Origin of the sequence: Bacillus sp. FSL K6-0069, from assembly GCF_038007785.1 — a bacterium.
Taxonomy (GTDB): Bacteria; Bacillota; Bacilli; order Bacillales; family Bacillaceae_G; genus Bacillus_A; species Bacillus_A mobilis.
Map to the genome: position 1 here is coordinate 1,360,884 of NZ_JBBOXN010000001.1, position 18,795 is coordinate 1,379,678.

At 34.1% G+C, this 18,795-nt stretch carries 26 protein-coding genes, 1 pseudogene and 1 riboswitch; of the genes and pseudogenes, 22 read left to right on the plus strand and 5 right to left on the minus strand.

The genetic code is table 11. From position 1 onward, the window contains the following. The first annotated feature begins 117 nt into the window (after positions 1-117). Both MHB74_RS06995 and MHB74_RS07000 read left to right on the plus strand, forming a co-directional pair. Positions 118-651 (plus strand): DinB family protein, encoded by a 534-nt coding sequence (locus MHB74_RS06995; protein WP_061678871.1) that lies wholly within the window; start codon positions 118-120, stop codon positions 649-651. Positions 652-751: 100 nt separating this feature from the next. Further along, the gene (locus MHB74_RS07000) at positions 752-868 is read left to right on the plus strand and encodes a DUF6254 family protein (RefSeq protein WP_000066280.1); all 117 of its coding nucleotides are present in this window, start codon (positions 752-754) and stop codon (positions 866-868) included. Positions 869-879: 11 nt separating this feature from the next. Here MHB74_RS07000 and kinB read toward each other — a convergent pair whose 3' ends face one another. Further along, positions 880-2,088: a sporulation sensor histidine kinase KinB gene (kinB, locus tag MHB74_RS07005; protein WP_061678872.1), complete on the minus strand. Its 1,209-nt coding sequence runs from the start codon at positions 2,086-2,088 to the stop codon at positions 880-882. A 207-nt stretch (positions 2,089-2,295) separates the two neighbouring features. Continuing rightward, positions 2,296-2,339: riboswitch (PreQ1 riboswitch) on the plus strand. Positions 2,340-2,432: 93 nt separating this feature from the next. Between kinB and queC the strand changes: the two genes are divergently transcribed. From queC to queF, 4 genes are read left to right on the plus strand one after another with little or no spacing between them, the layout of a single operon-like run. Continuing rightward, positions 2,433-3,095, plus strand: coding sequence for a 7-cyano-7-deazaguanine synthase QueC (gene queC / locus MHB74_RS07010; RefSeq protein ID WP_000711596.1), 663 nt, complete (start codon positions 2,433-2,435; stop codon positions 3,093-3,095). Continuing rightward, a complete protein-coding gene (queD, locus tag MHB74_RS07015) occupies positions 3,095-3,586 on the plus strand; it encodes a 6-carboxytetrahydropterin synthase QueD (RefSeq protein WP_048526811.1) in 492 nt (163 codons plus the stop codon). Before queC ends, queD begins: the two co-directional genes overlap by 1 nt. After that, positions 3,579-4,295, plus strand: a complete 717-nt coding sequence (queE, locus tag MHB74_RS07020) for a 7-carboxy-7-deazaguanine synthase QueE (RefSeq protein ID WP_061678873.1) — start codon at positions 3,579-3,581, stop codon at positions 4,293-4,295. Before queD ends, queE begins: the two co-directional genes overlap by 8 nt. 18 nt (positions 4,296-4,313) lie before the next feature. Then, positions 4,314-4,811: a preQ(1) synthase gene (gene queF / locus MHB74_RS07025; protein WP_000918895.1), complete on the plus strand. Its 498-nt coding sequence runs from the start codon at positions 4,314-4,316 to the stop codon at positions 4,809-4,811. A 55-nt stretch (positions 4,812-4,866) separates the two neighbouring features. Here queF and MHB74_RS07030 read toward each other — a convergent pair whose 3' ends face one another. Beyond that, the gene (locus MHB74_RS07030) at positions 4,867-5,052 is read right to left on the minus strand and encodes a YkvS family protein (protein WP_001165081.1); all 186 of its coding nucleotides are present in this window, start codon (positions 5,050-5,052) and stop codon (positions 4,867-4,869) included. A gap of 260 nt (positions 5,053-5,312) precedes the next feature. Between MHB74_RS07030 and MHB74_RS07035 the strand changes: the two genes are divergently transcribed. Both MHB74_RS07035 and MHB74_RS07040 read left to right on the plus strand, forming a co-directional pair. Beyond that, a complete protein-coding gene (locus MHB74_RS07035; RefSeq protein WP_270400939.1) occupies positions 5,313-5,471 on the plus strand; it encodes a hypothetical protein in 159 nt (52 codons plus the stop codon). Positions 5,472-5,559: 88 nt separating this feature from the next. Then, positions 5,560-6,162 (plus strand): hypothetical protein, encoded by a 603-nt coding sequence (locus tag MHB74_RS07040; RefSeq protein WP_061678874.1) that lies wholly within the window; start codon positions 5,560-5,562, stop codon positions 6,160-6,162. Between the two features lie 35 nt (positions 6,163-6,197). Here MHB74_RS07040 and MHB74_RS07045 read toward each other — a convergent pair whose 3' ends face one another. Beyond that, positions 6,198-6,776, minus strand: a complete 579-nt coding sequence (locus MHB74_RS07045) for a GNAT family N-acetyltransferase (RefSeq protein ID WP_061678875.1) — start codon at positions 6,774-6,776, stop codon at positions 6,198-6,200. Between the two features lie 244 nt (positions 6,777-7,020). Between MHB74_RS07045 and MHB74_RS07050 the strand changes: the two genes are divergently transcribed. From MHB74_RS07050 to MHB74_RS07105, 12 genes and pseudogenes are all read left to right on the plus strand, one after another. Next, a complete protein-coding gene (locus MHB74_RS07050; RefSeq protein WP_000344283.1) occupies positions 7,021-7,215 on the plus strand; it encodes a hypothetical protein in 195 nt (64 codons plus the stop codon). Positions 7,216-7,241: 26 nt separating this feature from the next. Beyond that, a complete protein-coding gene (locus tag MHB74_RS07055) occupies positions 7,242-7,559 on the plus strand; it encodes a hypothetical protein (RefSeq protein WP_061678876.1) in 318 nt (105 codons plus the stop codon). 476 nt (positions 7,560-8,035) lie between these two features. Continuing rightward, entirely contained in the window at positions 8,036-8,395 is a 360-nt protein-coding gene (gene nrdI, locus MHB74_RS07060; protein ID WP_000634376.1) for a class Ib ribonucleoside-diphosphate reductase assembly flavoprotein NrdI, read from the plus strand. After that, positions 8,382-9,509: pseudogene (locus MHB74_RS07065) on the plus strand (ribonucleotide reductase N-terminal alpha domain-containing protein); the annotation flags it as partial. The gene nrdI and the pseudogene MHB74_RS07065, both read left to right, overlap by 14 nt. Positions 9,510-9,891: 382 nt before the next feature. Then, the gene (locus MHB74_RS07070; protein WP_306472068.1) at positions 9,892-10,842 is read left to right on the plus strand and encodes a ribonucleotide reductase; all 951 of its coding nucleotides are present in this window, start codon (positions 9,892-9,894) and stop codon (positions 10,840-10,842) included. Positions 10,843-10,935: 93 nt separating this feature from the next. Continuing rightward, positions 10,936-11,904: a class 1b ribonucleoside-diphosphate reductase subunit beta gene (gene nrdF / locus MHB74_RS07075; protein WP_001203019.1), complete on the plus strand. Its 969-nt coding sequence runs from the start codon at positions 10,936-10,938 to the stop codon at positions 11,902-11,904. Between the two features lie 216 nt (positions 11,905-12,120). Then, positions 12,121-12,501: a GntR family transcriptional regulator gene (locus MHB74_RS07080; protein WP_000687513.1), complete on the plus strand. Its 381-nt coding sequence runs from the start codon at positions 12,121-12,123 to the stop codon at positions 12,499-12,501. Then, a complete protein-coding gene (locus MHB74_RS07085) occupies positions 12,498-13,196 on the plus strand; it encodes an ABC transporter ATP-binding protein (protein ID WP_061678877.1) in 699 nt (232 codons plus the stop codon). Before MHB74_RS07080 ends, MHB74_RS07085 begins: the two co-directional genes overlap by 4 nt. Beyond that, the gene (locus MHB74_RS07090; protein WP_061678878.1) at positions 13,193-13,981 is read left to right on the plus strand and encodes a hypothetical protein; all 789 of its coding nucleotides are present in this window, start codon (positions 13,193-13,195) and stop codon (positions 13,979-13,981) included. Before MHB74_RS07085 ends, MHB74_RS07090 begins: the two co-directional genes overlap by 4 nt. Positions 13,982-13,995: 14 nt before the next feature. Beyond that, positions 13,996-14,898, plus strand: coding sequence for an ABC transporter ATP-binding protein (locus MHB74_RS07095; RefSeq protein WP_061678879.1), 903 nt, complete (start codon positions 13,996-13,998; stop codon positions 14,896-14,898). Then, positions 14,898-15,674 (plus strand): ABC transporter permease, encoded by a 777-nt coding sequence (locus MHB74_RS07100; protein WP_061678880.1) that lies wholly within the window; start codon positions 14,898-14,900, stop codon positions 15,672-15,674. Before MHB74_RS07095 ends, MHB74_RS07100 begins: the two co-directional genes overlap by 1 nt. A gap of 187 nt (positions 15,675-15,861) precedes the next feature. Beyond that, positions 15,862-16,875, plus strand: a complete 1,014-nt coding sequence (locus tag MHB74_RS07105) for a CPBP family intramembrane glutamic endopeptidase (RefSeq protein WP_061678881.1) — start codon at positions 15,862-15,864, stop codon at positions 16,873-16,875. A gap of 29 nt (positions 16,876-16,904) precedes the next feature. On the opposite strand, the gene MHB74_RS07110 is transcribed toward MHB74_RS07105, so the two are convergent. Both MHB74_RS07110 and MHB74_RS07115 read right to left on the minus strand, forming a co-directional pair. Beyond that, entirely contained in the window at positions 16,905-17,087 is a 183-nt protein-coding gene (locus tag MHB74_RS07110) for a DUF3913 family protein (RefSeq protein WP_000707104.1), read from the minus strand. A 100-nt stretch (positions 17,088-17,187) separates the two neighbouring features. Beyond that, positions 17,188-17,640, minus strand: a complete 453-nt coding sequence (locus MHB74_RS07115) for an Lrp/AsnC family transcriptional regulator (protein ID WP_061678882.1) — start codon at positions 17,638-17,640, stop codon at positions 17,188-17,190. 63 nt (positions 17,641-17,703) lie between these two features. On the opposite strand from MHB74_RS07115, the gene MHB74_RS07120 reads away from it, so the two are divergent. Then, positions 17,704-18,195, plus strand: coding sequence for a carboxymuconolactone decarboxylase family protein (locus tag MHB74_RS07120; RefSeq protein WP_097816708.1), 492 nt, complete (start codon positions 17,704-17,706; stop codon positions 18,193-18,195). Continuing rightward, complete coding sequence (locus MHB74_RS07125; protein ID WP_061678884.1) at positions 18,188-18,742, plus strand: cysteine hydrolase family protein; 555 nt, start codon at positions 18,188-18,190, stop codon at positions 18,740-18,742. Before MHB74_RS07120 ends, MHB74_RS07125 begins: the two co-directional genes overlap by 8 nt. Positions 18,743-18,795 lie beyond the last annotated feature (53 nt).

The following is an 18,795-nucleotide window of genomic DNA, read 5'->3' on the forward strand; positions in this document are numbered from 1 at the left end:
ACATGTTTAACATCGACATAGCGAGAAAATGATGAGATAATAAAAGAAAATTCAGAATACTAAAAGGTGTTTCTAATAGGAGCACCTTTTTTCACCAACAAAAAGGGGGAAAGAAGTATGCTTCAATCTAATATGGATGTGAGTTTAGAAAGTTTGTTGAACTCGTTACAGTCTACCCGAAGCACGCTATTATCAGAAATTGAAATGTTAAATGATACAGAAGTGAATGTAAAACCGCGCCGTGATAAATGGAGTATTATTCAAATTTTGCATCATTTACATTTAGTTGAACAATCCGTCACGTCTGCCCTTGTATATGCTTTACAAAAAAATGAAAGAAACACGACTCCATTTAAAGACCTCCAACTTACACTTGATCGCACACATAAACGAGAAGCTCCTCAGCAAATGCAACCAACAGAAACGTTAATGAAAAAACAGCAAGGAATTCAATTACTAGAACATTCACGACAAGAACTATTACACGCACTTCATAGTGTGCTAGATGAAAAAGATCTATTTGAAAATGGATTAAAGCATCCGGTTTTTAATGATCTGAATTTGTATCAGTGGGTTCAATTTCTTGATTTGCATGAACAAAGACATCTTACGCAGTTAAAAGAGGCGAAACACGCAATTTTACAGCGATAATTAGAAGGAAGTGGGAGACCACTTCTTTTTTGATACGTGCATAGTTTTCTTTCTTATTTTGGAATACTACATGGAGAAAGAATAGAAGGAGTTGAAAAGTATGTCCAACAAAAAGAAAGAAGAAGAGCGTGCTTGGAAAGCACGTAAAGAAAATCAAAAACCACATGGAAAAGTGAAAGCCTTTGCTGAATTAGTTGAAGGAACAGAAAAAACGTGATGATTATTTCATCACGTTTTTTGTATGAGCGGAAAAGTTAATAAAAAGGTTGTACCAGTTCCTTTTTCGCTTATAATATCAATTTTTCCATTCATAGCTTGCACAACACTGAATACGACCATCATTCCAAGACCAGTCCCTTTTTCTTTCGTTGAGTAGAAAGGGGATCCAAGTCGTTTTACTTGTTCTTGATCCATACCAACTCCGGTATCTTTTATATATAACTGAATACGCTTATGATCAGGAACTAATGTGAAATAAAGATCACCGCCTTTTGGCATGGCCTCAATGCAGTTTTTTAAAATATTTAACAAGCATTGATTTAGTTTTTGTTTTTCTCCCGCGATAAAAAAAGAAGTGCTTTGCTTTATATAATGAGTACGCACATTTGCTAAATTAGCAAGCGGTGTAATTAACGCTAATGCGTGTAGTAGTTCTTCTTCTAACTGTAATGTTTGTTCTTTTTCAATACTTGGTTTTGCAAAGGTTAAATAATCTGTAAGAACGTGATTTGCTTGTTCGATTCCGTTGATGGCTATATCGATATATAATTTTCGCTCCTGTTCAGTGCATGTATCTGATTGTAAAAGTTGCAAAAACCCTTTCGTTGAAGTTAATGGATTGCGAATTTCATGAGAGATAGAAGCGGCCATTTCACCAATTAAATGAAATTTTTCAGCATTCATAAGTTCGTTTTGTAGACGAACTTGAGTTTGTAATATATGTAGTAAATATAAAATAAGGATTGTACCAAGTATCGTACATAACTCATACACAATAATATGTGGTATATAATCAGACTTATTTGTAACTTTTGAAAGAAAGAATGGTATCCAACTAAAGCCGTATGTGAGACTGTAGATAATAGCAAGTGTTATTTTTATACGATTAGAAGTTCGATTGAAAACTTTGTATGTAAATAGTAGGACAATAAATAGAAGGATAGAACCGATAAGCGATGGAAAAACACCTATTCCTCCTAATAAGAAGCGGTATATATTTAATACAATTAATATAGATCCACCGGCAATAGGACCTCCTGTTAATGTACCGACAATTAATACGATATGGCGCATATCAAATTGAAATCCATAATTTGTTTTTGCTCCGAAAGTAATACATAGTATGGTAGCGAGGCAACATAATGCAATAAATATAGCTGAATTTAATTTAGGAGAACGTTTCCCTTTTTGATTCCAAAATAAATGGAATACGAGCATGGTAACAAGGATGAATAATATATTTAAAAAGAGATAAATAATAAAGGGTTTCAGTAGGGTGCCTCCTCTCTTCTCACATTAAATTAATCATACTATAAAATGAAAGAAATGAAATGAGAAATAGCGGAAAAGTCAGAAAATTTTTCTGGTAGTATACAATATGTTACAATAAGCTTTGTCAATGAAAGAAGGAATTCCGTGCATTGCACGGGAGAGGTTCGCGAACTCCCTCTATAAAAAACTATGGAAACAACAATATCTTTAGGTATTGTTTTGTTTTTTTATTGTGACAGTTCAAGAACGTTCTTTCTTCTTATTCGTAGTAGAGAAGGAGAATGAGTGAAATGAAAAAAGAAAAGGCAGTTGTTGTTTTTAGTGGAGGACAAGATAGTACGACATGTTTATTTTGGGCAATAGAGCAGTTTGCAGAAGTAGAGGCTGTAACGTTTAATTACAATCAACGTCATAAGTTAGAAATTGATTGTGCAGCAGAAATTGCAAAAGAGCTAGGAATTAAACATACGGTACTTGATATGAGTCTATTAAATCAACTTGCTCCAAATGCGTTAACGAGAACGGATATGGAGATTACACATGAAGAAGGTGAATTACCATCGACGTTTGTAGATGGACGAAATTTACTATTCTTATCATTTGCTGCTGTATTAGCAAAACAAGTTGGAGCACGTCATATTGTAACGGGTGTATGTGAAACTGATTTTAGTGGTTATCCAGATTGCCGTGACGTGTTTGTGAAATCGTTAAACGTTACTTTAAATTTATCCATGGATTATCCGTTCGTAATTCATACACCACTTATGTGGATTGATAAAGCGGAAACATGGAAATTATCAGATGAGCTTGGAGCATTCGAGTTTGTTCGAGAAAAAACATTAACATGTTATAACGGAATCATTGGTGATGGTTGCGGTGAATGTCCAGCATGTCAACTTCGTAAAGCAGGATTAGATACGTACCTACAAGAGCGCGAAGGAGCGAGTAACTAATGGATAACTTCTTTGGATTTCGTATCGTAGAAAATTTGCAAAAAATGGACAAGGATATTCAGCGTAAACAGCTTAAATATCATAATAAAAGAGTAATGGTCAGCAAGGAATTTACATTTGATGCAGCACACCATTTACACTGTTATGAAGGGAAATGTAAAAACTTACATGGTCACACATATAAAGTTGTATTTGGTATTAGTGGATATGTGAATGAAATAGGTCTTGCGATTGACTTTGGAGATATAAAAGAAATTTGGAAGAATGAAATAGAAATTTATTTAGACCATCGTTATTTAAACGAAACGTTACCAGCGATGAATACGACTGCTGAAAACATGGTCGTTTGGATTTACGAAAAGATGGCAGAAGCATTAATAAAAGATAATCGTGTGAACGAATATAAAGGAGCTCGCGTTGAATTTGTTCGTCTTTTCGAGACGCCAACTAGTTATGCGGAAGTAAGACGGGAGTGGATGCTCGATGAGTAAAATCCCTGTCTTAGAAATATTTGGTCCGACTATTCAAGGTGAAGGGATGGTTGTGGGACAAAAGACGATGTTTATCCGTACAGCAGGTTGTGATTATAGCTGTGCATGGTGTGATTCTGCTTTTACGTGGGATGGATCAGCTAAGGATCAAATTAGACAGATGACAGCAGAGGACGTTTGGAATGAGCTTGTAGAAATTGGTGGCGAAAAATTTTCTCATGTTACGATTTCAGGTGGAAATCCAGCATTGTTGAAAAATATTGAGTTTCTTCTTTCTATATTAAAAGAGAATGGAATGCGGACGGCAATCGAAACACAAGGGAGTAAATGGCAAGATTGGTTACTTCAAATTGATGAGATAACGATTTCTCCAAAACCACCAAGTTCGACAATGAATACTGATTTTCAGAAGTTAGATGCAGTTATTCAGAAACTAGCAGGAAAAGATATTAGTTTAAAGGTAGTAGTATTTGACGACTATGACTTTGAGTATGCAGTTAAGATGCACGAACGTTATCCAGATGTACCATTTTTCTTACAAGTAGGGAATGATGATACAAAAACAGTGGATGATGCGATGCTGATTAAGAAATTATTAGATAAGTATGAGTGGCTTATTGATAAAGCTGTAAATTGTAAAGAGATGAATGATGCAAAAGTATTGCCGCAGCTTCATGCGTTAGTATGGGGAAATAAACGCGGAGTATAATGAGAAGGGATGTTTAAAATGGCAGGAAGATTAGATGAAGATTTAAAAGATGTAACGTTACTAGGAAATCAAAATACAAAATATTTATTTGAATATAGCCCAGAAATTTTAGAGGTATTTGATAATAATCATCCAAACCGTGATTATTTTGTGAAATTCAATTGCCCTGAATTTACAAGCTTATGTCCGAAAACAGGCCAACCAGATTTTGCGACAATTTATATTAGCTACATTCCAGAACAAAGAATGGTAGAGAGTAAATCTTTAAAGCTATATTTATTTAGTTTCCGTAATCACGGTGACTTCCACGAAGATTGCATGAACGTTATTATGAATGATTTAATTAAATTAATGGATCCACGTTACATTGAGGTATGGGGTAAGTTCACACCACGTGGAGGGATTTCAATTGATCCTTACTGCAACTACGGTCGCCCAGGAACGAAATATGAACAAATGGCAGACTACCGCATGATGAACCATGATCTATATCCAGAAACAATTGATAATCGTTAATATATAATAGAAAGAAAGGATCTGTATAACATACAGATCCTTTCTTTCTATTATATTATGCATTTTGATTAATGACAGTATAGTTTTTATGACTGACAACTGTAAGAGGTTCCATATCTAGTTCTCTAAAATTTTCCATAATTGTTATATCTACAATAACGGAGTTTTGATTTACTTTTTGAACACGGCCTTGCATTCCACCTTTAAATTCAATGATATCTCCAGTTTCTGCGATCTGCATAAGCAACTCTCCTTGTTACAGTTTTCCCAAAAAAGAATAATTTTGGTTTTTTTTATTTCTTCCTATTTTGAACCATATTGTCCAGTTTGTAAATGTTTCCAAAGTAAAAATTCGAAAAATATTCACATTTTGTAAGAAAATATGCAAGAACTCCATGTTAATAGAAAAAAAGAACGGTTTAAATGCGAACATCTTTATATGGGGGTATAATAAAAAATATACAATAACCTACTAAAGTGGGAGAAATTAGAGGCGGTAAAATGATGTTTGAATTTGTGGGGAGTGTTATAGCATTAACTTTATTTGTATTTTCTTATATAAATTTAAAAAAGATTCGTCATCATGAAACGACTATATATTTTGATGGGATGGATGGTATACATGCTGGGGTCACAAATGAGAGTGGCGGGGATATGTAAAGGTGTATAACTTTCTTTTTTTGCGTGGTATGATATTAAAAAATAGTACATAATAGAGTTCGTAAGTGATGAATGGAGAGTGGAAAGAATGAAGATTTCTTTTATTCGTCATGGTCGCTTAGATCGTACTATAGAACCAATGACGGTTACATCCTTTCATGCATGGATGAAAGGATATGACTTACATACTACAACAGAACAAGCACCTATACCAATGGAAACAAAGGAAGCGGTTGAAGCAGCAAAATTGATTGTAACGAGTGATCAAAGGTGTGCTGTACAGTCAGCAGCTGAATTAATGGATTCTTTATCCTTTATGCAAAATTCTCTTTTTAGGGAAGCTGAAGTTCCGACGAGTTTTTATGCTCCGAAATGGTTGAAATGTAAACCTAGCGTATGGATGTTTATCGGACGAACATTATGGATACTTGGTTACCATAAAGATGTTGAGTCTTATAAGGAAGTAAGAGCGCGGGCAAGGCAAGCGGCTTACTTATTACATCGTTACGCCCTCGTACACGGAAGTATTGCTCTTATAGGTCATAATTATGTGAATGCAATGATTGGTGCGGAACTGAGAGCAATGGGATGGTCCGGTTCGCCTATTTTACATAGGAAGCCATGGGGATGTACAATCTATACATTCCACGAAGCGATGGATGGTAATGCGTTACATACAAATTTAACATAAAAGCACACGATTTATATAAATCGTGTGCTTTCTTTTTAAGATATAGAAACTTTGATGTTTAATGTTTTTACAAGATGTGCATAAGGTTCGCCTACGAGCATAACGATTTGATCTTTTTTATAACCTAGCTTCTCGTATAGTGAATAGGCACGTTTGTTTTCTAAATTAACAAGTAATGCGATTTTTTCATACACCTTTTCAGTTGCATGGATTTCAGCAGCTTCAATTAATTTAGAACCAATGCCTTTTCCGCCATATGCACTTGAAACTGATAATGTATCAATGTAATATTCATCAAGTTCAGCTTCTTTTTCTAACGTAATCGATTCATCTTTATGTAATTCTCTTAAGTAATGTACAATTGGTGTATCAAGTGTTGTTGCTTCACTACCGTGATAAGCGACAATAACTCCAACTGCATCCCCGTCTTGCTCATATACAAAACAGTTTTCGTAGCTCAGTCGATTTCTCTCTTTTGAGAACCATGTTTCAAGTCCTAGTAATACTTCTGTCTCAACTGTGCTACCAGTGATTTTTTCAGCAATTTCGTGCAGAGCGTTATACAATAAAGGCGCAATTGCCTTCGCATCTGTCTTTTTTGCTTTCCGAATCATAGTATCCCTCCTAGTTCTATTTGTATATTGTAGCATAGTGGTATGGAACTTTGCATAATTGAATGTCGAAATGTTTGATATAGAGAAGTAGCTATGTTAGTATATGATATTTAGTGGACATATAGTAAAGTGATATCGTTTGCAAATAATGAAAATGAGATGAAGGTATAGCATCTGGATAATTTTACAGTTGTTGACCTAAAGAATATACGATAAAATAAAATATTGCATAGAGGTGAAATACATGGATGAGCAATTAGCAAATACAATTTTGGATCAGCTGAAAAATGGTGAAATAAAGGAGTATGTTGCAACGAAAGATGTATTTTATACGTTTAGGAAAGTTGTAGTAGGGCGTGAAGATTTTAAACATATTATTGGGAACGCGCAGCGCGGCGGACAAGTAATTTATACATATTCAGAAACGCCACGTTCGTAACTAGAAGACTATAGGGGAGGAGAATTATGGGCGATTTTAAACAAGGCATATTACCGCATTGGGATTATATGTGGAAAGACAGAGCCGGCAATAGGTTTATGGGGATGGTTATGTACCCAGAGAAACGAAAGTGTTCGGAAAAAATGCTTCGAAAAATAAAAAGAGCATATGAAGAGGCTATAGAAATTAAAGTAACTGTACAAGTTCAACATACATATCAGTACGTAGAAGGAATGATTGTGCACTTTGATGAAGAAGCTCCTGTATGTACAATGATTGATAAAGATGAAAATCCACATCATATATTTGTAAAAGATATTTTGCGTATTGAGCACTCTGAATAATCTTTTCATAAATAAGTTGAATTTCCATAGTAATAATCTTTTTCTATAATAGTTATCTTTTAGTATGTAACGCGAACCGAAAGTATATGTATAATATTTAATAAACTAAAATTGATAAATGTAATCGTTTTTTAGAACAGATTATCGTTTCATGTCTGTTCTTTTTTGCGTGATGCTGGAGAAATATATTCCTCCAGCATTTGCCGTTTTATGACAAAATATATTGGTAACTTTTTTAAAAATAAGGTTAAATTCGTTGACAACTTTTTTGAAAAGCACTTTATTGACATGAGTTTTAGAATGTTGTTTCATAGTCATTGTATTGAAAAAAATCGACTATCTTGTCGAAAAGTAAAATTTAAAAAAAGAAAGAATTTATACATATATCTTGTGTCTTATTTTGAAACGTAATACAATATATAGAGAAATCAAGAAGCAACATACAGAGAGTATAGATTGGAGAGGGAGGGTCGGAAATGATAGTTGCATATGATTCTATGACAGGAAACGTGAAGCGTTTCATTCACAAATTAAATATGCCGGCCGTTCAAATTGGTGAAGATCTAGTAATAGATGAAGACTTTGTTTTAATTACGTATACAACAGGTTTTGGCAACGTACCAGAACGTGTTTTAGAATTTTTAGAGCGCAATAATGAAAAATTAAAAGGCGTATCTGCAAGCGGCAATCGTAACTGGGGAGACATGTTCGGTGCAAGTGCTGACAAAATTTCTGCTAAATATGAAGTGCCTATTGTATCAAAATTTGAGTTATCAGGAACAAATAACGATGTAGAATATTTTAAGGAAAGGGTGCGGGAGATTGCGACACATTGAACTGAATAATGAAATCACGCAAATGCAGGACGGTTTTTATCAGCTTCATAAAGATAAAGAGGCATTAGAAGTCTTTATGGAAGAAGCTAGAGAGAATACCGTTCATTTTAATAGCGTGGCAGAGCGAATGGAGTATATGAAAGAACATGATTACTATTACAACGTTCTGGACGAGTATAGCTTGGAGGAAGTAGAAGAGGTATATAACATCGCTTATGGTGAAAACTTCGAGTTCCAATCTTATATGGCAGCATCTAAGTTCTACAAAGATTATGCGTTAAAAACAAATGATCAAAAACAATACTTAGAAAGCTATGAAGATCGTGTAGCAATTGTTTCATTATACTTAGGACGCGGTGATGTTGCGAAGGCAAAACACTTCGCAAGCATGATTGTAAAACAAAACTACCAACCAGCGACACCAACCTTTTTAAATGCGGGACGAAGCAGAAGAGGAGAAATGGTGTCTTGTTTCTTGTTAGAGATGGATGATAGCTTAAATTCAATCGGCTTTAACATTAATACTGCAATGCAATTATCGAAAATTGGTGGGGGAGTAGCTTTAAACTTATCTAAGCTACGCGCACGTGGTGAGCAAATTAAAGGTATCGATAATGCTGCAAGTGGTGTAGTACCTGTTATGAAATTACTTGAAGATTCGTTTTCATATGCGAATCAGCTTGGCCAACGAAAAGGTGCCGGCGCAGTATACTTAAACATTTTCCATTGGGATATTATTGAATTCCTTGATACAAAAAAAATAAATGCCGATGAGAAGAGCCGTATTCAGTCTCTATCAATCGGAATTATCGTTCCAAGTAAGTTCTTTGAGCTTGCTGAGAAAAACGAACCTTTCCATGTTTTCGCGCCTTATACGGTGTATAAAGAATATGGTAAGCATCTAGATGATATTGATATCGATGAAATGTACGATGAATTAATGAGCAATCCGAAAGTGAAGAAGAAGCCGCTAGATATTAGTGCACGTGATATGCTTATTAAAATTGCTATGATTCAACTTGAGTCTGGTTACCCATACTTAATGTTTAAATCAAATGCAAATAACCAACATCCACTGAAGGATATTGGAACTGTGAAGATGTCGAACTTGTGTTAAATATGTAGCACCTTCTAGTAGAAATGCTAGTCGAAAACTCCGTTAAACGGGGAAAGCCTCAAATTTGAGGTAACCTACCGTGCTAAATCTTATCTTAGAATGAAAATATAAAAATTCAGAATGTATCTTATTATTTTGTATAGCAGAGTTATGGGACAACATAAAGTAATAAGAGACTTTCTGAAGTATTAAGATAAGTAAAAGCCTAACGACTATCCCTTATGGGAGTAGAGCGCAAGCGATTGGCGTTCGAAAAGCGGAGCACCTAATCAGGTAATGCTGTAGGTGATGATATAGTCTGTCCTGTATGGTGACATACAGCGGTTGCTTGAGCAACGGACTGAGGAGTAGCGAACTCGGTTGAACATTCGAGACAGAAATCTTCCAGCTTCAAGAAACTTCTGAAATAAATGATTACGGTACAGACGACATTATCCGCCGTGATATTAACTGTAACTTAGGATCGTTAAATATCGTAAATGTAATGGAAAATAAAGAAATTCGTGAAGCGGTTCATGCGGGAATGGAAGCTTTAACAGCTGTTTCTGATATGACGATTATTCCGAATGCACCAACTGTGAAAAAAGCTAATGATGAGCTTCATTCAGTTGGACTTGGTGCCATGAACTTACACGGATATTTATCAAAAAACAAAATCGCATATGAAAGTGCTGAAGCGAAAGAGTTCGCTCGTACATTCTTTATGATGTTAAATTACTACTCTATTGAGAAAAGTATGGAAATCGCTAAAGAAAAAGGCGAAACATTTAAAGACTTCGATAAGTCTGATTATGCAAATGGCACATACTTTGAAAAATACGAAACGACAGATTACAGCCCAGTAACTGAAAAAGTTCAGCAACTATTTGATGGAATTCATATTCCAACAAAAGAAGATTGGACAAGTTTAAAAGAGCAAGTGAAGAAGAATGGATTATATAATTCATACCGTCTTGCTATCGCTCCAACACAATCTATCAGTTACGTTCAAAATGCAACTTCAAGCGTAATGCCGATTGTAAGTCAAATTGAGTCAAGAACGTATGCGAATGCGACAACATATTATCCAATGCCGTATTTATCAAAAGATACGTTCTGGTACTATAAATCTTCTTACGATATGAATCAGTTTAAATTAATTGATTTAATCGCAGAAATCCAAGAACATATTGACCAAGGAATTAGTACAATTCTTTACGTTAATAGTGATATTTCAACACGTGAATTAGCACGTTACTACATCTATGCACATAAAAAAGGCTTAAAGAGTCTGTATTATACGAGAACACGTAAGTTAAGCGTGGAAGAGTGCGTAGCTTGTACCGTTTAATATAAAAAGTGAGACAGCATGAGCAGGGTTTTCTGAACCCTGCTCATGCTTAGTTATCAATTTTTCATGTTTATTTAGAGAAGGGGCGATTGAATGCGTGCGGTAAACTGGAACAAAAAAGAAGATGATTTTAGTTTAATGTTTTGGAAGCAAAACATCGCTCAGTTTTGGACAGAAGAAGAAATCGCGGTATCTTCTGACAAAAATACTTGGGCACAATTATCAAAAGAAGAGCAGGTTGCTTATAAGCGTGTATTAGGTGGTTTAACACTTTTAGATACGAAACAAGGTGGCGAAGGGATGCCACTTGTACTTGTTCATCTTGAAAATTTACAAGCGAAAAGTGTATTAGCTTTCATGGGAGCTATGGAAGAAGTACATGCGAAGAGTTACAGTCATATTTTCACGACGTTAGCTACTGAAGAAGAAATTGATGATATTTTTGAATGGGTAGACAATCATCCATTACTTGAGAAAAAAGCTGGTATTGTTACTAGTTACTATCGTCGTTTATTAAAGCCTGAAGTAACGAAAAAAGAATTATACATGGCAATGGTAGCCAGTGTGTTCTTAGAAAGTTACTTATTCTATAGTGGATTCTTCTATCCACTTTACTTAGCAGGTCAAGGAAAACTAACGGCAAGTGGTGAAATTATTAACTTAATAATTCGTGATGAGTCAATTCACGGCGTATTCGTCGGTATTTTAGCACAGCAACTCTTCGCAGAACTTTCTGCAGAAGATCAACAAGAAGTGCAAAAAGAAACGCAAGAGTTATTAATGGAACTATATGAAATCGAAATGGCATACACAGAAGAAATTTACACTTCTATCGGTCTTGTAGAGGATGTAAATCGTTTCGTTCGTTACAATGCGAATAAAGGACTTATGAACTTAGGACTTGAGCCGAAGTTTGAAGAAGAAGAAATTAACCCAATCGTTTTAAATGGTTTACGTACAGATACGAAAAACCATGACTTCTTCTCTGTAAAAGGAAATGGTTACGTAAAAGCAACGAACGTTGAAAAGTTATCTGACGATGACTTCGTGTTTAATTTTTAATATATAATCATAAAGAAAAGCTGTCTTATTCATTGATAAGACAGCTTTTCTTTATGAGTTTGTTTACATAACGCTATTATTTCAGTATAACAATTTCTGTTTAAAAAGTGCTATCCAGCTAATGGATAGCACATTTTTGTAATTAAATGGGTATTTACAATTCTTTTGTATCAGTGTATTATTTAACTAGTACACCGATACAAAAGGAGGGAAGAAATGAAAATAGAGTTTTCTCCAAATACACCAATTTACATTCAGGTAATGGAATACATAAAAAAAGAAATTGTAACAGGGCATTTATTGCCTGGTGATAAAATTCCCTCTGTACGTGAATTAGCGAGTGAATTACAAGTAAATCCAAATACGATTCAGCGTACATTTCAAGAGCTAGAACGGGATGGAGTTGTTGTAACGCGTAGAGGAATGGGACGATATGTAACGAATGAAGGGGAGAAAATTATGGAGCTGCGAAAAGAGATGGCGAAAGAATTACTTCATTCTTTTATAGATGGAATGGACAATTTAGGTTTTTCAGAAGAAGAAATTCTTACAATCCTTCGTTCTTCATTACATGAGAAGAGGGAGGAGAGCGAATGACAGAGTTATTAAAAATAGAGAATTTATGGAAGAGATACGGATTAAAAGTAGTGATCCGTGAATTAAACATAGAGATTACGGAAGGGAAAATTATAGGACTCGTTGGGGATAACGGGAGCGGGAAAACGACGTTATTGAAAATGATTGCCGGTCTGCAGCATCCTTCTCAGGGGAGTATTACAATCGCTGGTAAAAAGGTCGGATTAGAAACGAAAGAAATTGTTTCTTTTATGTCGGATAAACCAGTATTTGATGATTGGATGACGGTAAAAGATTCTTTATTTTTCTATCGAGATTTTTATAAAGACTTCGACATTCAAAAAGCGGTAGATACAATTGCAGAATTTAAAATACCGTTAGAAGAAAAAATTACAGCTTTATCAAAAGGTATGGTTGAAAAGCTACAAATTATTTTAACATTTTCGAGAAAAGCAAAGTTATACGTACTAGATGAACCGCTTGGCGGAATTGACCTTGTTTCTAGAGAACACGTATTAGAGCTTATTTTACAGTTTTATCGCGAAGACTGTACGATAATAATCGCGACTCATTTAATAAATGAAGTTGAAAATATTTTTGATGAAGTAATCTTTTTAAAAGATGGAGAAATTGTGTTGTATGAAAATGTAGAAGAGTTACGTTTTCAGAGAGGAAAAGCTGTCACAGATGTGTTTAAGGAGGTGTTTAGTAGATGAAGCCGAGCTTAATATACATGTACAATATAAATAAAAAGCAAATAATTATTTCGTTGCTATCATTTATATTCATTATCGCTGTAGCTTTCGTAAGTTTGGGGAATTATATTAAGCAAGAATCAGGAGAAGTAAGACAAACAATTATAGTTATTTTCGTTATTCTAGTATATATAATCTTCTTAGCAATGATAGTTATTCAGGCAGTGTCTGCATTTGGAAAAATGACTGAAAGCACATTATTTCGGTTAACATCGATATCCGGTAAAAAGATTGTTTTAGCAATATTGGTATACGCTGTAATTTATTTACTTATTTTCGAATTAATAGGTTCTATTTTTTTATATGGTATTTCTATGAAAATAATAAAAGGTACAGAGCTCTATGAAGTATTATTTACTCAAAGTGTATTCAATCCACTAAAGCACCTCTTTAGTACTATGTTATATGTATTTAATTTATCTAGCATATTGCTAGTATTACTTTTTTCAGTAGCAAGCGTTAAAGTGTTTTCGTTAAAAAAGAAGAAGTTAAAATATCCAATGGTATTTTTCTTATTTTTACTAGTAACAAAATTATTAGGTGCTATATATGGAATGTTGGGCGGGCTTGCACCTACTGCGCCTTTAATAACAAAGTTAGTGTATATAGATGAATCATCAGAAGCAAATGTGTTTCTCTATCCAGAAAAACTTATGAATGTATATAGTATTGCTTTTTCAATCAGTATATTTGTTTTACTTGTTTATATAACAGGTCGCATAATTGATAAAAAACTAGAAGTCTAAAGGAGGAATCAACATTGGGAAATGTAGTAGTAAAGTTAGAGAATGTTCGAAAAAAGATTGGTGGAACGGAAATTATCCGCGGTTTATCATTTGAAGTTCATGAAGGGGAAGTGTACGGGTTTCTTGGACCGAACGGTAGTGGTAAAACGACGACAATTCGTATGATGACAGGTCTTATATCAATGACAGAGGGCGATATTACAATTTGTGGTCATAGTATTCGCACGGAGCGTGAAAAGGCGCTAGAGCAAATTGGAGCGATCGTAGAAAATCCTGAACTATATGATTATATGACAGGAATGCAAAACTTAAAGCATTTTGCGAACATGGCAATTACATCAATTAGTAAAGAGCGCATTGCTGAGATTGTAAAGCTTGTTGAATTAGAGCATGCGATTCATAAAAAGGTGAAAACATATTCACTTGGTATGAAACAACGTTTAGGAATTGCACAGGCATTACTTCATCAGCCGAAAATTTTAATTTTAGATGAGCCGACAAATGGATTAGATCCAGCTGGTATTCGTCAAATTCGTGATTATTTACAGCGTTTAGCGAAAGAAGAGAATATTGCCGTAATCGTATCAAGTCACTTGTTAAGTGAAATTGAACTTATGTGTGATCGTGTCGTTATTATTAAGCAAGGTGAGTTTGTACAAGAGTACAACTTACATGAACAAGCGAAACATGATGAGACAGTCGTCGTAGCGTTTGAAGTAGATCAAGTACAGAAAGCAAATGAAATCATTAAAGGTAAGGCGCAAGGAAATGTAATTGCAGTATCTGTAACGAAAGAAGAAATTCCACAACTTGTAAAAAGACTTGTGAATGATGATGTGCTTATATACGGAGTTACTGTTCAAAATAAAACGTTAGAGGATGAGTTCTTAGCGATTACAGGGGGAGTGAAAGCGTAATGTTTAAATTAATTCAAAATGAATTTTTAAAGTTGCATGCGAAAAAAGGTATGTATATTTTAATTGGTGCCATTGCAGTATTGGAGATTTTGGGAGTTTTAGCGATGCTGAAATGGGGAGACGGAAGTGAATTTAAAGGATCATATTTAGATTTTGCAAGTTCAGAGATTGGTTTAATTACTTTGTTTGCAACAATCTTTGGAATTACGATTGCTTCTCGTATGATTACGGATGAGTTCCAAAAAGGTACAATTAAGCAGTTATTAATCCGTCCAAGAAAACGAATTACAGTTTTATTCTCTAAGTATATTACAGTGTTACTTACTATAGTATTTATCATATTTGCTAGCACGTTCATTGCAATGATTATTGGCGGAATTGTAATGGATGGTAGTAAAACAGAATTAACGGTAGGAATCGTAATGAAATCTACTTTATATCAAGTGCTTTCACCATTCTTCTTTGCGACGCTTGCATTTTTCTTAGCAAACGTATTTAGAAAGTCTGTATTACCATTAATTATTACGATGTTCCTCTTCTTTTTACAAGGACCAATTAATATGGTATTGATGATGTTTGCAAAAGGTGTAGCTAAATTTGTAGTGTTTTTCCATTTAAACTTAAGTGTGTACGATAGCAATAAACTAGTAAGTGGCGGAACGGAACCAACATTTACAGAGTTTACCTTTACAACTTCATTCTTACTTGTAGCTGCATACTTTATTGTATTACTTGTAGCATCAAGTGCATTATTCCAAAAACGTGACGTATTATAATAAAAGAAATCCCCGCTTGTAAAACGGGGATTTTTATTACATAACTTTCTCTTAAATTTCAATTTAAAAAATGATTACTATATGTTGTTTGGGAGAATTTAAGAAAAATAGGAAGATTTTCAACTATATTCATATTATAATTTAATTATCACACCATTTATTTTTACTATCTTTGGGGGTGTTCTATATGCACTATGCATTTTCACGTATAAGACTGCGCAGTTTTTTTGGATGGATGATTATAGGATTGTTCCTTACGATAATTCCATTAGGTCTAGCAAACGTTTCTGAGAATACGATGGAAGTTATTTCACAAATAACTGTATTTTTTGTATTTCCGTTATTTTGGTTATACGTAAAAACAAATAAAAATAATGTTGTATTTAACAGCTTTTTTGATAAGCCAGGACGTTTACCGTGGGGATTAATTGTATTAGCAACGATAATGGGAATGATTTTTTCAGTTGGTATATCTCATATTCAATTTTACATATTAGCACATACGTTACCGAATTTCTTAGTTACTATGTTAGAAGACGGAAACGTTATTAACACGAGTAACGTATATATGACGATATTTACTTTCATTTCAGCATGTGTGTTAGCACCTATTATGGAAGAGGTTATTTTTAGGGGCTTCTTTTTACAGCGAATGGCTTATAAATGGGGAATCAAAAAAGCTGTAATCATATCTTCATTTATTTTTGGTCTAGGACATTTTGATGTGATTGGTGCGTTCATGTTTGGTGTTGTAATGTGTCTATTATACATAAAGACGAAAAATATATGGACGAATATCGCTGTGCACGCTCTAAATAATTTAATTGCAACAAGTATGCAATTTGTCGGTGGAGAAGAGAGTAGTGCAATTTCAATTCCTGAATTACAAGCGCAAAGTAATTTATGGATCGGTATCGGTCTTACAGTTGTTGGGTTACTTTGGTTAATTCCTTATGTTTGGAAACAATGGCGTACAGTAAAAGAAGTAGGTGTGCCGCCGATACGTTTTATAAATGAGGAAAAAGTGGTGAATGCATTACAAGAAAATGAAGCGTATAGTCAAGTGATCGTAACAGATAGACTGATGGCTGTAGAGCTACCAGATGAGGCTGTGAATAAGCTTCGATTAGAAGAAAATGATTATGTAACAGTATCTGTAGAAGAAGATAAAATTGTTATAAAGAAAGCGCATAATAGATAATTAAAAAGTAGCTCTATAGGAGCTACTTTTTAATTTGTAATAATTTCTACACGAAAATTATTACCGTTCTTTACATATTTAATATCTGTAACGATACGGACTGTTTTTAAAATCTCCACTTTTTCACCAATGCGAGGGATAGTCGGAACATTGTCCCAAATGCCAAGCAAGTCATCTAATTGTGCCGTTTTTTCATAAAACCAGATTTTCAATGTAAAGCCCCTTTCTCGAACTTTATGTATTTTAATACATAATATATTATTTTTATTCTTATTGTAAGGGGTTTTTATATATTTTATGAATAAAAATAAATTAATCTTCTGGGAATATATGTTCAATATCAGGAGTAAGAGATACTTCTGATAATACGATATGAGAAACAGTCGTTGCATATGAAGAAACATCATTGATAAATTCTTCAAGTTCAACGAGTGAAGGAACAGAAATTTTTACAATGTAGCATAAGCTTCCTGTTACTCGGTAACAAAAACTTGCAGATGGATAAGACTGAATAAACTGTTGCATACGTGTTGTATCACCATTTTTTAAAGTGATTTCTAAAATACAATCTAAAACAAGTCCTGCTTTTTTATAATCGATATCGATTGTGTACTTTTGAATCACGCCCTCACTTTCGAGTTTACGAACACGTTCTGCAGTAGACGGAGCAGATAAGTTTATTCGTTTTGCCAATTCGCGCATTGAAAGGCGACTATCATTATATAATTCATTTAAAATTTTTCGATCTACACGGTCTAGTTGCATTTGTAAATATACCCCCAGTAAAATGATAATTTTTGTAAAGTAAAAATATAAATTAAGATTCATATGAAATGTAAAGTGAACTTTATTTATTTTACAATAAAACAGAAAGAATTAGGAGGGGAAATGATGGAGAGAATTTCATTATCAAATGTAGGAGATACAAAGTTTCAAAAGTTATTAGGGCATAATCCAGATCTATTACATTCATGGAGTATGGTAGAGAACACATTGTATAGTAAAGGAACTCTTTCGGCAGAGCTGAAGGAGCAAGTAAGAAGAACATTAGCGTACGGGAATGAATGTCCGTACTGTATGGCAAAGGGAAGGCCTGATGATATGCAAAAGGTAGAAGAAATGAGTGTAGCCGTTACTTTTGCACATACATTTGTTCATGACAAAAAGGCGATAGATGATAATATGTTTCATGTGTTGAAACAATATTGGACGGAAAAAGAAATTGTAGAGCTTTGCGCTTATATTTGTTTTATTACTGCATCACAACAGCTTGGTTTTTTGTTTCAATTACAGCCGAATGAAGGAGAAAATAATGACTAATCAAATAGCACTTATCATAATTGATGTACAAAAGGCGTTTCAGTTACCATATTGGGGCCAGAGAAATAATCTTTTTGCTGAAGAAAACATAGGAATTTTGTTAGAAGGATGGAGAAAAAGGAAACAACCAGTTTTTCATATTCAACATGTAAATAAAGAAAATGCTCAGTCGATGTTTTATGAGGGAGCGGAAACGGTAAACTTTAAAGAAGAAGTGCAGCCACTACCAGGTGAAGTGATTATTCAGAAATCTGTTAACAGCGCGTTCATTGGGACAAATTTAGAAGAGCAATTAAGAGAGAACAAATGTAATGCAGTAGTGGTTGTAGGATTAACGACAAATCATTGTGTGGAGACTACGACACGAATGGCAGGGAATTTAGGGTTTACAACGTATTTAGTGAGTGATGCAACGGCGACTTTTAACCGTAAAGGTCTAGATGGTAAAGAGTATAATGCAGAGGATATTCACAATATGACACTTGTAAATTTACATGAAGAGTTTGCTACGATTGTGACGACAAAAGAAGTGTTAAAATTATTTTAAGAAAATAATTGCGAATTATGTAGAAAAAAATAAGAATATTTCGTATAATCTAA

Excerpts from the sequence above, each read along its gene's own strand:
- MHB74_RS06995 (WP_061678871.1), top strand. The coding sequence starts at position 118 with ATGCTTCAATCTAATATGGATGTGAGTTTAGAAAGTTTGTTGAACTCG.
- MHB74_RS07000 (WP_000066280.1), top strand. The coding sequence starts at position 752 with ATGTCCAACAAAAAGAAAGAAGAAGAGCGTGCTTGGAAAGCACGTAAA.
- kinB (WP_061678872.1), bottom strand. The coding sequence starts at position 2,088 with ATGCTCGTATTCCATTTATTTTGGAATCAAAAAGGGAAACGTTCTCCT.
- queC (WP_000711596.1), top strand. The coding sequence starts at position 2,433 with ATGAAAAAAGAAAAGGCAGTTGTTGTTTTTAGTGGAGGACAAGATAGT.
- queD (WP_048526811.1), top strand. The coding sequence starts at position 3,095 with ATGGATAACTTCTTTGGATTTCGTATCGTAGAAAATTTGCAAAAAATG.
- queE (WP_061678873.1), top strand. The coding sequence starts at position 3,579 with ATGAGTAAAATCCCTGTCTTAGAAATATTTGGTCCGACTATTCAAGGT.
- queF (WP_000918895.1), top strand. The coding sequence starts at position 4,314 with ATGGCAGGAAGATTAGATGAAGATTTAAAAGATGTAACGTTACTAGGA.
- MHB74_RS07030 (WP_001165081.1), bottom strand. The coding sequence starts at position 5,052 with ATGCAGATCGCAGAAACTGGAGATATCATTGAATTTAAAGGTGGAATG.
- MHB74_RS07035 (WP_270400939.1), top strand. The coding sequence starts at position 5,313 with ATGATGTTTGAATTTGTGGGGAGTGTTATAGCATTAACTTTATTTGTA.
- MHB74_RS07040 (WP_061678874.1), top strand. The coding sequence starts at position 5,560 with ATGAAGATTTCTTTTATTCGTCATGGTCGCTTAGATCGTACTATAGAA.
- MHB74_RS07045 (WP_061678875.1), bottom strand. The coding sequence starts at position 6,776 with ATGATTCGGAAAGCAAAAAAGACAGATGCGAAGGCAATTGCGCCTTTA.
- MHB74_RS07050 (WP_000344283.1), top strand. The coding sequence starts at position 7,021 with ATGGATGAGCAATTAGCAAATACAATTTTGGATCAGCTGAAAAATGGT.
- MHB74_RS07055 (WP_061678876.1), top strand. The coding sequence starts at position 7,242 with ATGGGCGATTTTAAACAAGGCATATTACCGCATTGGGATTATATGTGG.
- nrdI (WP_000634376.1), top strand. The coding sequence starts at position 8,036 with ATGATAGTTGCATATGATTCTATGACAGGAAACGTGAAGCGTTTCATT.
- nrdF (WP_001203019.1), top strand. The coding sequence starts at position 10,936 with ATGCGTGCGGTAAACTGGAACAAAAAAGAAGATGATTTTAGTTTAATG.
- MHB74_RS07080 (WP_000687513.1), top strand. The coding sequence starts at position 12,121 with ATGAAAATAGAGTTTTCTCCAAATACACCAATTTACATTCAGGTAATG.
- MHB74_RS07085 (WP_061678877.1), top strand. The coding sequence starts at position 12,498 with ATGACAGAGTTATTAAAAATAGAGAATTTATGGAAGAGATACGGATTA.
- MHB74_RS07090 (WP_061678878.1), top strand. The coding sequence starts at position 13,193 with ATGAAGCCGAGCTTAATATACATGTACAATATAAATAAAAAGCAAATA.
- MHB74_RS07100 (WP_061678880.1), top strand. The coding sequence starts at position 14,898 with ATGTTTAAATTAATTCAAAATGAATTTTTAAAGTTGCATGCGAAAAAA.
- MHB74_RS07105 (WP_061678881.1), top strand. The coding sequence starts at position 15,862 with ATGCACTATGCATTTTCACGTATAAGACTGCGCAGTTTTTTTGGATGG.
- MHB74_RS07115 (WP_061678882.1), bottom strand. The coding sequence starts at position 17,640 with ATGCAACTAGACCGTGTAGATCGAAAAATTTTAAATGAATTATATAAT.
- MHB74_RS07120 (WP_097816708.1), top strand. The coding sequence starts at position 17,704 with ATGAAATGTAAAGTGAACTTTATTTATTTTACAATAAAACAGAAAGAA.
- MHB74_RS07125 (WP_061678884.1), top strand. The coding sequence starts at position 18,188 with ATGACTAATCAAATAGCACTTATCATAATTGATGTACAAAAGGCGTTT.